The organism is Devosia sp. 63-57, assembly GCF_001899045.1.
Lineage (GTDB): Bacteria > Pseudomonadota > Alphaproteobacteria > Rhizobiales > Devosiaceae > Devosia > Devosia equisanguinis.
Genome location: NZ_MKUY01000003.1, coordinates 348748 through 362857 on the forward strand (window position 1 = coordinate 348748; position 14110 = coordinate 362857).

Annotated in this window: 10 protein-coding genes; 1 reads left to right on the top strand and 9 read right to left on the bottom strand. The window is 60.6% G+C overall.

Features of this window, described 5'->3' with window-relative positions; all coding sequences use genetic code 11:
- Positions 1-58: 58 nt before the first annotated feature.
- The 8 genes from rpoC to secE form a co-directional block, all read right to left on the bottom strand.
- The gene (rpoC, locus tag BGO80_RS01790; RefSeq protein WP_126151791.1) at positions 59-4243 is read right to left on the bottom strand and encodes a DNA-directed RNA polymerase subunit beta'; all 4185 of its coding nucleotides are present in this window, start codon (positions 4241-4243) and stop codon (positions 59-61) included.
- An 82-nt stretch (positions 4244-4325) separates the two neighbouring features.
- Positions 4326-8465, bottom strand: coding sequence for a DNA-directed RNA polymerase subunit beta (gene rpoB / locus BGO80_RS01795; RefSeq protein ID WP_286718561.1), 4140 nt, complete (start codon positions 8463-8465; stop codon positions 4326-4328).
- A gap of 427 nt (positions 8466-8892) precedes the next feature.
- Positions 8893-9264 carry a 50S ribosomal protein L7/L12 gene (rplL, locus tag BGO80_RS01800; protein ID WP_126151793.1) on the bottom strand — a complete coding sequence of 124 codons (372 nt, stop codon included), beginning with the start codon at positions 9262-9264 and terminating at the stop codon, positions 8893-8895.
- A 57-nt stretch (positions 9265-9321) separates the two neighbouring features.
- A complete protein-coding gene (gene rplJ, locus BGO80_RS01805; protein ID WP_126151794.1) occupies positions 9322-9840 on the bottom strand; it encodes a 50S ribosomal protein L10 in 519 nt (172 codons plus the stop codon).
- A gap of 444 nt (positions 9841-10284) precedes the next feature.
- Positions 10285-10977, bottom strand: coding sequence for a 50S ribosomal protein L1 (rplA, locus tag BGO80_RS01810; RefSeq protein WP_126151795.1), 693 nt, complete (start codon positions 10975-10977; stop codon positions 10285-10287).
- Between the two features lie 5 nt (positions 10978-10982).
- A complete protein-coding gene (gene rplK / locus BGO80_RS01815) occupies positions 10983-11411 on the bottom strand; it encodes a 50S ribosomal protein L11 (RefSeq protein WP_126151796.1) in 429 nt (142 codons plus the stop codon).
- Between the two features lie 226 nt (positions 11412-11637).
- The gene (gene nusG / locus BGO80_RS01820) at positions 11638-12168 is read right to left on the bottom strand and encodes a transcription termination/antitermination protein NusG (protein WP_126151797.1); all 531 of its coding nucleotides are present in this window, start codon (positions 12166-12168) and stop codon (positions 11638-11640) included.
- 40 nt (positions 12169-12208) lie between these two features.
- Positions 12209-12403: a preprotein translocase subunit SecE gene (secE, locus tag BGO80_RS01825; RefSeq protein ID WP_126151798.1), complete on the bottom strand. Its 195-nt coding sequence runs from the start codon at positions 12401-12403 to the stop codon at positions 12209-12211.
- Positions 12404-12658: 255 nt separating this feature from the next.
- Here secE and BGO80_RS01830 point away from each other — a divergent pair, with 255 nt between their 5' ends.
- Positions 12659-12925, top strand: a complete 267-nt coding sequence (locus tag BGO80_RS01830; protein ID WP_286718571.1) for a hypothetical protein — start codon at positions 12659-12661, stop codon at positions 12923-12925.
- Positions 12926-13239: 314 nt separating this feature from the next.
- On the opposite strand, the gene BGO80_RS01835 is transcribed toward BGO80_RS01830, so the two are convergent.
- Positions 13240-13989: a bestrophin-like domain gene (locus BGO80_RS01835; protein WP_126151800.1), complete on the bottom strand. Its 750-nt coding sequence runs from the start codon at positions 13987-13989 to the stop codon at positions 13240-13242.
- Positions 13990-14110 lie beyond the last annotated feature (121 nt).

Consider the following 14110-nt stretch of genomic DNA (forward strand, 5'->3'; position numbering starts at 1 on the left):
TCGACGCCAAAGAAAAGGGGCCCGGAGGCCCCTTTTCCAATCTCGATCAGTAGATCGCTTACTCGGCGGCCGGCGCCGGGATAGCGGCGGTCTCGGCCTGACGACGGCGCTCTTCCAGGATCAGGTCATCGCGCTTGGACGCGATCTGCTTGGCCTTGGTCTGGCCGGCACCGGTACCCGCCGGGATCAGGCGGCCGACGATGACGTTTTCCTTGAGGCCTTCGAGCAGGTCGGCCTTGCCGGAAACGGCAGCTTCGGTGAGCACGCGGGTGGTTTCCTGGAACGACGCGGCGGACACGAACGAGCGGGTCTGCAGCGACGCCTTGGTGATGCCGAGCAGCACCGGGTTGGCAGTCGCCGGCTTCTTGCCTTCGGCCACCAGAGCATCGTTGAGCTCGTCGAAGTCCAGCTTGTCGAGCTGCTCGTCCTTGAGCAGGCCAGACTCACCTGGATCCACGATCTCGACCTTCTGCAGCATCTGGCGAACGATCACCTCGATGTGCTTGTCGTTAATCAACACGCCCTGCAGGCGATAGACTTCCTGGATCTCGTTGACGAGGTAGCGCGCCAGTTCCTCAACGCCCTTGATGGCAAGGATGTCATGCGGAGCGGGATTGCCGTCCAGGATGTATTCGCCCTTCTCGATGGTGTCGCCTTCCTGGAGGTGGAACGGCTTGCCCTTCGGGATCAAGTACTCGACCGGATCGGCACCCTCTTCGGTCGGCTCGATGATGACACGGCGCTTGTTCTTGTAGTCGCGACCGAAGCGGATGGTGCCATCGATCTCGGCGATGATGGCGTGATCCTTCGGACGACGGGCTTCGAACAGCTCGGCCACACGCGGCAGACCGCCGGTGATGTCCTTGGTCTTGGCGCTTTCGAGCGGGATACGAGCGAGAATATCACCCGGAGCGACCTTCTCGCCCGGCTCGACGTTGATAACCGCGTCGACGGAGAGCAGGTAACGGGCATCGCCACCACGTTCGACCTTGGCAACCGCACCGCCGCGGGCAATGGCGAGTGCGGGCTTGAGGCCCTCACCACGCTGGTTGCCGCGCCAGTCGATGACCACGCGCTTTGTGAAGCCAGTGGCCTCGTCGGTGTTTTCCGCAACCGAAGCACCGTCGACCAGATCCTCGAACAGGACCTCGCCTTCGACTTCGGCCAGGATCGGACGGGTGTACGGATCCCATTCAGCCAGACGCTGGCCGCGACGAACGGTGTCGCCAGCCTTGACGAGGAGCTTGGAGCCGTAGGTCACCTTGTGGGTCGCACGTTCCTTGCCTTCGCCATCCAGGATGACGAGAGCAACGTTACGGGCCATGACGACCTGCTTGCCACCTTCGACATTGGCGAGGTTCGGGTTGCGAACTTCGATCGTGCCTTCAGCGCCAGCTTCGAGGAACGAGGAGTCGACCACCTGAGCGGTACCACCGATATGGAAGGTACGCATGGTGAGCTGGGTGCCGGGTTCACCGATGGACTGCGCGGCGATAACGCCGACAGCTTCACCGATATTGACCGGGGTACCACGAGCCAGGTCGCGACCATAGCAAGCCGCGCAGCAGCCCTGGCGGAGATCGCAGGTCAGCGGCGAGCGAATGCGGATCGACTGGATGCGAGCCTCTTCGATGACGTCGACATGCTTTTCTTCGAGCAGAGTGCCCTTCGGCGCGATCAGGTCACCCGTCAAGGGGTGGAACACGTCGTCGGCAGTCGTACGGCCGAGAACGCGCTGACCGAGCGAGGCCACGATCTGGCCTGCGTCCACGATCGGCTCCATGGTGAGGCCGCGTTCGGTACCGCAATCCACCTCGATGATGATGGCGTCCTGCGCCACGTCAACGAGACGGCGGGTCAGGTAACCCGAGTTTGCGGTCTTCAGAGCGGTATCGGCCAGACCCTTGCGGGCACCGTGGGTCGAGTTGAAGTACTCGAGAACGTTGAGGCCTTCCTTGAAGTTCGCGGTGATCGGCGTTTCGATGATCGAGCCGTCCGGCTTGGCCATGAGACCGCGCATGCCGGCGAGCTGCTTCATCTGTGCCGGTGAACCACGAGCACCGGAATGGCTCATCATATAGACCGAGTTGATCGGCTTCTGACGACCCGTTTCCTTGTCGAACTGAACGGCAGCGATGCCCTTCATCATTTCTTCGGCGATCTTGTCACCGCACTTGGCCCAGGCGTCGACGACCTTGTTGTACTTTTCGCCCTGGGTGATCAGGCCGTCATTGTACTGCTGCTCGAATTCCTCGACCAGCTTACGGGTGTCTTCGACAATGGTGTACTTGGACGCCGGGATAACCATGTCGTCCTTGCCGAACGAAATGCCGGCATCACAAGCATTCTTGAAACCGAGCTGCATGACGCGGTCGCAGAAGATCACGGTCTCCTTCTGACCGCAGCCACGGTAAACCGTGTCGATCATCTTGGAGATCATCTTCTTGGTCATCAGCTGGTTCGCCGTTGCGAACGGCACCGTCGGGCTCTTGGGCAGGATCTGCCCGATGAGCATACGGCCCGGGGTCGTTTCCACGATCTCGGTGATCTCGTTGCCGTCCTTGTCCCAGGCCGGCACGCGTGCCTTGATCTTGGTGTGCAGGGTCACGACCTTGTTGTCGAGCGCGTGCTCGAGCTCGGCATAGGACGCGAACGCCATGCCTTCACCCGGCTCACCTTCGCTCATCAACGACAGGTAGTAGAGACCCAGAACGATGTCCTGGCTGGGGACGATGATCGGCTGGCCGTTGGCCGGGTGCAGGATGTTGTTGGTCGACATCATCAGCACGCGGGCTTCCAGCTGCGCCTCGAGCGACAGCGGGACGTGGACAGCCATCTGATCACCGTCGAAGTCGGCATTGAAGGCCGAGCAGACGAGCGGGTGCAGGCGGATGGCCTTGCCTTCGATCAGGATCGGCTCGAACGCCTGGATGCCCAGACGGTGCAGCGTCGGGGCGCGGTTCAGCAGCACCGGGTGCTCGCGGATGACCTCGTCCAGGATATCCCAGACTTCCGGCTTTTCCTTTTCCACCAGCTTCTTGGCCTGCTTCACCGTTGAGGAGAAGCCCTTGGCCTCGAGGCGCGAGTAGATGAACGGCTTGAACAGCTCGAGCGCCATCTTCTTGGGCAGGCCGCACTGGTGCAGCTTGAGGTAGGGACCCACGGTGATGACCGAACGACCGGAATAGTCGACGCGCTTACCGAGCAGGTTCTGGCGGAAGCGGCCCTGCTTGCCCTTGAGCATGTCGGAGAGCGACTTCAGCGGACGCTTGTTGGCACCGGTGATGGTGCGGCCACGGCGGCCGTTGTCGAACAGAGCGTCAACGGCTTCCTGCAGCATGCGCTTTTCGTTGCGGATGATGATGTCCGGGGCGCGGAGCTCGATCAGGCGCTTCAGGCGGTTGTTGCGGTTGATGACGCGACGATAGAGGTCGTTGAGATCGGACGTGGCAAAGCGGCCACCATCCAGCGGCACCAGCGGGCGCAGCTCGGGCGGAATGACCGGAATGACGGTCATGATCATCCATTCGGGCTTGTTGCCCGATACGATGAACTGTTCGACGATCTTCAGGCGCTTGGCGAGCTTCTTGGGCTTAAGTTCAGTCGTGGCCTCGGCAATTTCGACGCGCAGATCGGCGGCGATCTTTTCGAGGTCGAGCCCGAGCAGGATGTCGCGAATGGCTTCAGCGCCGATCTTGGCGGTGAAGGTGTCGGCACCGTATTCGTCCTGGGCGTCCAGGAACTGCTCTTCGGTCAGGAGCTCGTTCTGTGTGAACGGGGTAAGACCTGGGTCAAGAACGACATAGTTTTCGAAGTAAAGGATACGCTCGATATCCTTGAGCGTCATGTCGAGCAGCAGGGCAATGCGGCTCGGCAAAGACTTCAGGAACCAGATGTGAGCAACCGGAGCGGCGAGCTCAATATGGCCCATGCGCTCACGACGAACGCGGCTCAGAGTGACTTCGACGCCGCACTTTTCGCAGATGACGCCCTTGAACTTCATGCGCTTGTACTTGCCGCACAAGCATTCGTAGTCCTTCACGGGGCCAAAGATGCGCGCGCAGAACAGACCATCGCGCTCAGGCTTGAACGTACGATAGTTGATGGTCTCGGGCTTCTTGATCTCGCCATAGGACCAGGAAAGGATCTTTTCCGGGCTGGCGATCGAGATCTTCATCTGATCGAAGGTCTGGACGGGGACGGCCGGGTTGAACGGGTCCATGACGTGGGAATGATGATTCATCAGTTCTCTCCTCTATCCGCCCAGAATGCGAGTGTGACCGCATTCTGAACGGAAGGTGAATGGGGTTGGAAGTGCCGGATTATTACGCCGCTTCCTGAGGAGGAGCGAGTTCGCCTTCGGCCTCGCTCTGCGGAGCATCGAGCTCCCGATTGTCCAGCTCGACATTGAGACCCAGCGAGCGGATTTCCTTGACGAGAACGTTGAAGCTCTCGGGGATACCCGCCTCGAAGGTGTCGTCGCCACGCACGATGGCTTCGTAGACCTTGGTACGGCCGGCCACGTCGTCTGACTTGATGGTGAGCATTTCCTGCAGCGTATAGGCGGCGCCATATGCTTCGAGGGCCCACACCTCCATCTCGCCGAAGCGCTGGCCACCGAACTGCGCCTTGCCGCCCAGCGGCTGCTGGGTAACGAGCGAGTAGGGACCGATGGAACGGGCGTGGATCTTGTTGTCCACCAGGTGGTCGAGCTTGAGCATGTAGATGTAGCCCACCGTCACCTGACGGTCGAACTGCTCACCGGTGCGGCCGTCGAAGACGGTCGACTGACCCGACGGCTTCAGCCCTGCCCGCTCGAGCATGACCACGATGTCAGCTTCCTTGGCACCATCGAACACCGGCGTCGCGATCGGCACACCCTTGGAGAGGTGCTCGCCCAGGCGCAGCATGCCGTCATCGTCGAGGTCGGTAATGGCCTCGTCATTGGCGAACAGCTCCTTGATCTCGGCGCGCAGCGGCTTGAGATCGCCCTTGGCGTGATAAGCGCGAACCATCTGGTCGATCTTCTTGCCCATGCCGGCGCAAGCCCAGCCCAGATGGGTCTCGAGAATCTGACCGACGTTCATGCGCGACGGCACGCCCAGCGGGTTGAGCACGATGTCAACCGACGTACCATCTTCCAGGTACGGCATGTCTTCCACCGGCACGATACGCGAAACCACGCCCTTGTTGCCGTGGCGGCCGGCCATCTTGTCGCCCGGCTGGATCTTGCGCTTGGTGGCGATGAAGACCTTGACCATCTTCATCACGCCCGGCGGAAGTTCGTCACCGCGCTGCAGCTTGTCGACCTTGTCGATGAAACGCTGTTCGAGCAGACGACGGCTCTCTTCATACTGAGCATGAAGGGCTTCCATCTCGGTCATGACCTTGTCGTCATCGACCGCGAACTGCCACCACTTCGACCGCGGCTGCGCTTCGAAGATGGAGTCATTGAGCTTGGTGCCGACGACATAGCCCTTCGGACCTGCGGTCGCGGCCTTGCCGAACAGCATTTCCTTGAGACGGGCATAGACGTTACGGTCGAGGATCGACTGTTCGTCGTCACGGTCCTTGGCGAGGCGTTCGATTTCCTCGCGCTCGATGGCCATGGCGCGCTCGTCCTTGTCGATGCCGTGGCGATTGAACACGCGCACTTCAACGACAGTACCAGCATCGCCCGGCGGCACGCGGAGCGAGGTGTCGCGAACGTCGGAAGCCTTTTCGCCGAAGATGGCGCGGAGGAGCTTTTCTTCCGGCGTCATCGGCGATTCACCCTTGGGGGTGATCTTGCCCACCAGGATATCGCCAGGCATGACCTCGGCACCGATATGGACGATACCGGCTTCGTCGAGGTTCTTCAGCGCTTCTTCCGAGACGTTCGGAATGTCGCGCGTGATTTCTTCCGGACCAAGCTTGGTGTCGCGGGCCATGACTTCATATTCCTCGATATGGATCGAGGTGAAGACGTCCTGCATGGCGATCTTCTCGGAAAGCAGGATGGAGTCTTCGAAGTTGTAGCCGTTCCAGGGCATGAAGGCGACGAGCACGTTGCGGCCCAGAGCGAGATCGCCCAGTTCCGTCGACGGGCCGTCGGCGATGATGTCGCCGGCATTGATGTGGTCACCCACCACAACCAGCGGACGCTGGTTGATACAGGTCGACTGGTTCGAACGCTGGAACTTCATCAGGTTGTAGATGTCGACGCCCGACTTCGATGCATCGGTTTCTTCCGTTGCACGAATAACGATACGGGTCGCGTCCACCTGGTCCACGATACCGGTACGCTTGGCCACGATCGCAGCGCCGGAGTCACGGGCCACGACGGGCTCCATGCCGGTGCCCACGAACGGAGCTTCGGCGCGCAGCAGCGGCACGGCCTGACGCTGCATGTTCGAGCCCATCAGAGCGCGGTTGGCGTCGTCGTTTTCAAGGAACGGGATCAGCGAGGCGGCAACCGACACCATCTGCTTGGGGGAAACGTCCATCAGGTCGACGTTTTCCTTGGGCGTCAGGCCGTTGTCGCCAGCATGGCGCGCCACGACCAGGTCGTCCTTCAGCGTGCCGTCAGCGTTGAACTGCACGTTGGCCTGGGCGACGTAGTGCTTGGCCTCTTCCATGGCGGAGAGATAGACCACGTCCTCGGTCAGCTTGCCGTCCACGATCTTGCGGTACGGAGTCTCGATGAAACCGTACTTGTTGACGCGGGCGAAGGTCGAGAGCGAGTTGATCAGGCCGATATTCGGGCCTTCCGGCGTCTCGATCGGGCAGATACGGCCGTAATGGGTCGGATGCACGTCGCGGACTTCAAAGCCCGCACGCTCACGGGTGAGACCACCAGGTCCAAGCGCCGAAAGACGACGCTTATGGGTGATTTCCGAAAGCGGATTGGTCTGGTCCATGAACTGCGACAGCTGCGAGGAGCCGAAGAACTCGCGCACGGCGGCAGCAGCCGGCTTGGCGTTGATCAGGTCCTGCGGCATCACCGTGTCGATTTCGACCGAGCTCATGCGCTCCTTGATGGCGCGCTCCATGCGGAGCAGACCAAGCCGATAGGAGTTTTCCATGAGTTCGCCGACCGAGCGAACGCGGCGGTTGCCGAGATTGTCAATGTCGTCGATTTCGCCACGGCCATCGCGCAGGTCGACCAGGGTACGGACGACTTCGACGATGTCTTCCTTGCGCAGCGTGCGCATGGTGTCCGGAGCGTCGAGCTCAAGGCGCATGTTCATCTTGACGCGGCCGACCGCAGACAGGTCATAGCGCTCGCTGTCGAAGAACAGCGACTGGAACATGGCTTCGGCAGTTTCGACGGTCGGCGGCTCACCCGGACGCATGACGCGGTAGATGTCGAACAGAGCGTCTTCGCGGCTCTCATTCTTGTCCACGGCCAGCGTGTTGCGGATATAGGCGCCAATGGTGATGTGGTCGATGTCGAGCAGCGGCAGCTCGTCAAAGCCCATATCGACCAGCTTGGTAAGCAGCTTCTCGTCGATCTCGTCGCCGGCTTCGGCGTAGATCTCACCGGTCTTGAGGTTGACCAGGTCTTCGGCCAGATACATGCCGAAGAGGTCGGCATCGACGGCCAAGAGGTGGGTCAGGCCGTTCTCGGCCAGCTTCTTGGCCTGGCGAGCGGAGAGCTTCTTGCCACCCTCATGCACAACGTCGCCAGTGGTGGCGTCGATCAGGTCGTGGGTCGGCTTAGCGCCCTTCCACTTCTCGGCGTCGTAGGGAACGCGCCAGCCCTTCTCGGTCTTTTCGTACTGCAGGGTGTTGTAATAGGTCGCGAGGATTTCCTCGGCGTCCATGCCAAGCGCCTTGAGCAGCGAGGTGACCGGAATCTTGCGGCGACGGTCGATACGCGCATAGACGATGTCCTTGGCGTCGAATTCGATATCGAGCCAGGAACCGCGATAGGGAATGATGCGGCCAGCGAACAGCAGCTTGCCCGAGGAATGGGTCTTGCCCTTGTCGTGGTCAAAGAACACGCCAGGCGAACGGTGCATCTGCGAAACGATGACGCGCTCGGTGCCGTTGACGATGAAGGTGCCATTCGACGTCATGAAGGGCATGTCGCCCATATAGACGTCCTGCTCCTTGATGTCCTTGACCGAACGGGCGCCGGTTTCCTCGTCCACTTCGAACACGATCAGCCGCAGCGTCACCTTGAGCGGGGCAGCAAACGTGATGTCGCGCGCACGGCACTCTTCGATGTCATATTTAGGCTGTTCGAATTCGTAACGCACGAATTCGAGGCTGGCAGTGTTCGAGAAGTCGGTGATGGGGAACACCGAGCGGAACACGGACTGCAGTCCCTCATCGGAACGACCGCCCTTGGGCTCGTTGACCATCAGAAACTGATCATAGGAAGCCTTTTGGACTTCGATCAGGTTGGGCATGTCCGTGACTTCGCGGATGGACCCGAAGGACTTGCGAACCTTGCGTCGGCCGTTGAACGTGGTAGCCATGAAAGCTCCTGCTTGAAATTGCTCGAACCACCCCTGCCCCGAACCTCACGGCTCGCAGCACAAGGATGGCCCAATACGCTTGTCTCGGAGGCAGATAACCAAAGACCCGACAATCAGCCGTCGGATATCGGGTTATATGCCCGGTCTATTCGTCGTCGGGCTCAATCCGATGGCACAAAAAAATCCCACCCCGAGCCCGGGGAGTGAGATCACAACGACGTGATCAGCAGCTAACTCCCCGCAGCAGGACAGTCCCACAGCGAGGCATCAGAGGCTTGCACGTGCCCGTGACATCAAAAATCGTCATATATTTCCGCAAATTGGCGTCAGACCCATCCAATCGGCCCGACGAATCGCTTCCGTAGAAACGAAGAAGCGAAATGGCACATAAAGCGCCATTTCGCATTTTTCAAGGCAAAAGACGAACTTACTTGAGTTCGACCTTGGCGCCAGCGTCTTCCAGCTTCTTCTTGATGTCTTCGGCTTCAGCCTTGGTGACACCTTCCTTGACAGCCTTCGGAGCGCCTTCAACCAGGGCCTTGGCTTCGCCGAGACCCAGGCCGGTGATGGCGCGGACTTCCTTGATGACGTTGATCTTGTTGTCGCCGAAGGAGGCGAGGATCACGTCAAATTCGGTCTTTTCTTCAGCGGCGGCAGCAGCCGGACCAGCAGCGGCAGCAACAGCAACCGGAGCAGCGGCGGAAACGCCCCACTTTTCTTCGAGCATCTTGGACAGTTCGGAAGCTTCCAGAACGGTCAGGGCAGAGAGGTCATCAACGAGCTTGGCGAGATCGGCCATTTTATACTCTTTTCAGATTTGAGTTCAGTTCGAACAGGGTTGTTTGGTCGGAACGGCTTATGCCGCTTCGCTCTTTTCGGCGTGAGCCTTGAGAACGCGAGCAATGCCCGCGCCCGGCTGCACGAGAATGGAAGCGATGTTGGTTGCCGGCTGCTTGACCAGACCTGCGAGCTTGGCGCGCAGTTCGTCGAGCGAGGGCAGAGTGGCCAGGGTCTTGACGCCAGCAGCGTCGAGAACCGTCGGACCCATTGCACCGCCGAGGATAACGAACTTTTGGTTCTTATCGGCGAATGCCGCTGCGATTTTCGGCGCAACGATCGGATCTTCTGCGTAGGCAATCACGGTCGGGCCGGTGAACAGGCCCGAGATGTCCGCGACATCGACTTCCTTAAGAGCGAGCTTGGCAAGGCGGTTCTTGGCGACTTTGACCTTGCCGCCTGCCTTCTTGACCTGCACGCGCAGATCAGTGAACGCAGCAACGGAAAGACCAACGTTCTGCGCGACGACGATCGATCCAGCGCCCGCGAGGGCTTCCTGGAGCGACGCTACGACTTCGCGCTTTTCCGCTTTTTCCATGCTAGTCTCCACTAGACTAGGCCCAGAATGCCCGAGAGCATGCAGGGACCATTGCCAATTGCTGCCCCCTGCCCTCATCGGACCGGGGAACAACGGTTAGGTGCCTGCCAACCGAGTGCCCCAGGGGGCAACTGGCTTAGGTTCGAACCGAAAGGGCCTTGCGGCCTGAGATCGGTGCTCACCCCGTCTATTGCTGGCTCCATCTGGAATTAACGGCATGACGCCGACCGGCAGTCTCGGACAGGACTTTTCAACTCTGGGCCGAAGCCCGCGGCTGAAACACCGGACGGCGAACCGCCCGGAATTTTGTGGTGCGTGAGATGATGTCACCCACCATGCGGCCCCGGATTGCATCCAAGGGCAAGTCTGAGCGCGGCACTTAGCCATGAATTGCCCCCGGGTCAAGCCCGAGGGCGGCTCATGCTGCGTTCAGAGCAATGCGGCTTAGATGGCCGTGCCGGGTTCGACATGGACGCCGGGGCCCATGGTCGAGGAAACGGCGACCTTCTTGACATAGGTGCCCTTGGCGCCAGCCGGCTTGGACTTCACGACGGCGTCGGTGAAGGCCTTGATGTTTTCCAGCAGTGCGTCTTCGGAGAACGAGACCTTGCCGATACCGGCATGGATGATACCAGCCTTCTCGACGCGGTACTCGACAGCGCCACCCTTGGCAGCACCGACAGCACCCTTGACGTCCATGGTCACGGTGCCGACCTTGGGGTTCGGCATCAGGTTGCGCGGGCCCAGGATCTTACCGAGACGGCCGACCAGCGGCATCATGTCCGGCGTGGCAATGCAGCGATCGAAATCGAGCTTGCCGCCCTGGATGGTCTCGAGCAGGTCTTCGGCGCCGACGATGTCAGCACCAGCGGCCTTGGCTTCGTCAGCCTTGGCGCCACGGGCGAACACGGCGACGCGGACGGTCTTGCCAGTGCCGTTGGGCAGGTTGACGACGCCACGGACCATCTGGTCGGCGTGACGCGGGTCGACACCCAGATTCATCGCGATCTCGACGGTCTCGTCGAACTTGGCGGAAGCCTTGGACTTCACCAGCTTGACGGCGTCCTGAAGCGAATAGAGCTTGGTGCGGTCGATGCCTTCACGGCCGGCGGCGACCTTCTTTGCGATCTTTGCCATTGTTATCAGCCCTCGACCTGGATGCCCATGGAACGGGCGGAACCGGCAATCATCGACACGGCGGCGTCGATATTGTCGGCATTGAGATCCTTCATCTTCTTCTCGGCAATGTCACGCAGCTGAGCCGTCGTGATGGTGCCGGCCGATTCCTTGCCCGGGTTCTTCGAACCGGACTTGAGGTTGACGGCCTTCTTGATGAAGTAGGTGACGGGCGGCTGCTTCATCTCGAACGTGAAGCTCTTGTCCGCATAGGCGGTGATCACCACCGGAATGGGCGAACCCTTTTCCATTTCCTGCGTAGCCGCGTTGAAGGCCTTGCAGAATTCCATGATGTTCAGACCGCGCTGACCCAGCGCGGGGCCGATCGGCGGGGACGGTGTGGCCGAACCGGCCGGCACCTGCAGCTTGACATAGCCAGTGATTTTCTTTGCCATTTTATCCTCTCAGTGGTCACAAGCGACCGATAAGGCCGTGGTTCGGAGTGCATAGACGGCTTGGCGACCGCCATCCCCTTCCACGGGTTTTGCCGGGCGAACCCGACAGTCTCCGGCTCACGCCGGAATTCTGTTGCGATTTCTGGCTAACGCCAAAAACGCTGGACCATTTTGGCTTGCACCAAAAGGCCGGGTGCGATTTTTGGCTGACGCCAAAACGCTGGGATCAGATCTTTTCGACCTGACCGTATTCGAGCTCCACCGGAGTGGGGCGACCGAAGATCGACACCTCGACCTTGAGGCGCGAACGCTCCTCGTCCACCTCTTCGACGACGCCGTTGAAGCTGGCGAAGGGGCCATCCGACACGCGGACATTCTCGCCGACCTCGAAGCTGACGGACGGCTTGGGGTGATCCACGCCTTCCTGCACCTGCTGCAGGATCGACATCGCCTCACGCTCGGAAATCGGCATGGGCTTGTTGTCGGCACCGAGGAAGCCGGTGACCTTGGGCGTGTTCTTGATCAGATGGAACGCCTCGTCGGTCATGTCCATCTTCACCAGCACATAGCCGGGAAAGAACTTGCGCTCCGTGTCGACCTTGCGGCCGCGACGGATCTCGACGACCTTTTCGGTCGGCACGATCACATCTTCAAACAGGTGGTCGAGCTTCTTCTGCGCAACCTTCTGACGGATGTCTTCCGCCACCTTGCGCTCGAAGTTCGAATACGCCTGAACGATATACCAGCGCTTGGCCATGAAAGGGTCGCCGCTCCCAAAAAACCTGAAAAAGACCCGACTAGCGGATCGACAGCATCAAAGACACAAGCCAGGAGATGATCTGGTCAGCCGCCAGGAAGAACAGGCTGGCAAAGGCAACCAGAACGAGAACCATGATCGTCGAGATCACGACTTCGCTGCGGCCCGGCCAGGTGACCTTGCTGACTTCCGAGCGAACCTGTTGAAGAAACTGGACTGGGTTCGGACGGGCCATGGGCAAATCAACTCTTGGGTGTTTTGGTGCAAAACCAAAGGCCGCGCAGGAATCCCGCACGGCTGGAGATTGGGGCGTATCTAGAGACTTTGACCGCACAATGCAACAGCCCTCGCCCAGATTCTGCGCGCCGCGCCGCGTGAGGCTTTTCCACCGCCCTTAACGATAAGTGCAAAAGTATGTGGAAAGTCCTTGCGTGTCGGACCGCGTTGCATTTGGATTGAAATGCGACGAAATCGTGGCACGGAGGACGCCATGTCGTTTGAGGTCATCGGCTGCCAGCTCATGCACTACGGCCCGGATGCGGCATTGCCGAACCGGGTGCGCGGCCTGGTTCGCGTGCGAATCCGCGAAACCTTCATGGGCAATCGCATGGAATACGCGCTCGATCTCAAGGTCAAGGCCGATTGCGGCCGTGTCACCTCCGACCAGGTGCGCACCGCCCTGCTCTCCCACGCCGCCCACCAGCTCAACAAGCTCAAGGCCCGCCACCAGGACAAGGTCCCGGTCGCAGCCGAATAGGCGGCTTCAACAGGCGCTGACTTAGGGAACCCTGCTCGATCATGAGCGGAGCGGCGCCCTGCCACGCCCGATATCGGCTCGATCAGTTCACGCTGTGGTTGATGCGGCTCCGTCGCGCCTCACCTTTGGTCCAGCGCGCGTGTGGGGGCCGCCAGTCAGCACACTGCCTCCCCCGCACCGTGCCGCCCTCGGGCTAGCCCCGAGGGCCATGCTCCATGCGCGCGAATACAGCGGTGGCTCGCCGACGGGCCCTCGGGTTGAGCCCGAGGGCGGAATGGGGATCGTGGCGCCTGTCGCGCCAAAACCTGAAAACCCTAGATCGGCGTCTCCCCGATGATGGAGGAGCTCAGCTGCAATTTGACCCCCAGGAACGGGTCGGAATGCAGACCCAATATGGCGAGGCTCACGAACACCACCACCGAGAACAGCATCAGCGCATTGCGCCCGGCCTTGGGCACTGCCGCATGAGTGAGCGCGATATTGATGGTCGCGAGGATGGTGAGGCTGATGACCAGATACCACTTGGTCTCGTCAACGACGCTTTGCCCGATGGCCAAGCGCTCATTGCGGGCGTCCTGCAATTCGTCGAAGTCCCGCACGATCTTGGCGATCAAGGCACTGTTGGCGCCGTCCCGCGTCATCTGGATGATGGCCAGGCGGATGGACTGCACTGCCTTGTCCACGGTTGGATTGGCGGCGCGGTTATGCCCATCGATCCATTCCAACTGCATCGCCGCGTGCGCATAGTCCTTCGCGGACTGATAAATCTCCGGCAGGTCCAGCGCCCCGGGTTCCGACACACCCATCAGCCTGGTGATCGCCGAGCGCTCTGACAGGGCCACATGGTCGGCGCGGGCATTGAGGGCCCAGATATCGGAGGCTGCAAAACCCAGCGATAGTGCCCATGCGGTGGAGACCATGCCCAGAAAGGCGGCGATAGGCACCTGCTCTGTGACGTTGGGCGAATAGGTGCGGATGCCGCGGATCACCAGCAGGCCAAGGCCTAGGCATATCAGCGCGAATGCAAACAAGACGGCCAGATAAGCCACGAATGGCAAAGACAATATGGCCTGCACCGGCGCCCTCCCCCTGATTCGACCCAGGGCATAAAGCTGGCAAGTTCAGCAGCGACTGTCCACGCCAAGTTCTGCGCAGATAGACGTCACATCAAGACCACAGATGTCT

What these genes read in the sequence shown, in the direction of transcription:
- rpoC (WP_126151791.1), bottom strand. Translation starts at nt 4,243, where the DNA reads ATGAATCATCATTCCCACGTCATGGACCCGTTCAACCCGGCCGTCCCC.
- rpoB (WP_286718561.1), bottom strand. Translation starts at nt 8,465, where the DNA reads ATGGCTACCACGTTCAACGGCCGACGCAAGGTTCGCAAGTCCTTCGGG.
- rplL (WP_126151793.1), bottom strand. Translation starts at nt 9,264, where the DNA reads ATGGCCGATCTCGCCAAGCTCGTTGATGACCTCTCTGCCCTGACCGTT.
- rplJ (WP_126151794.1), bottom strand. Translation starts at nt 9,840, where the DNA reads ATGGAAAAAGCGGAAAAGCGCGAAGTCGTAGCGTCGCTCCAGGAAGCC.
- rplA (WP_126151795.1), bottom strand. Translation starts at nt 10,977, where the DNA reads ATGGCAAAGATCGCAAAGAAGGTCGCCGCCGGCCGTGAAGGCATCGAC.
- rplK (WP_126151796.1), bottom strand. Translation starts at nt 11,411, where the DNA reads ATGGCAAAGAAAATCACTGGCTATGTCAAGCTGCAGGTGCCGGCCGGT.
- nusG (WP_126151797.1), bottom strand. Translation starts at nt 12,168, where the DNA reads ATGGCCAAGCGCTGGTATATCGTTCAGGCGTATTCGAACTTCGAGCGC.
- secE (WP_126151798.1), bottom strand. Translation starts at nt 12,403, where the DNA reads ATGGCCCGTCCGAACCCAGTCCAGTTTCTTCAACAGGTTCGCTCGGAA.
- BGO80_RS01830 (WP_286718571.1), top strand. Translation starts at nt 12,659, where the DNA reads ATGTCGTTTGAGGTCATCGGCTGCCAGCTCATGCACTACGGCCCGGAT.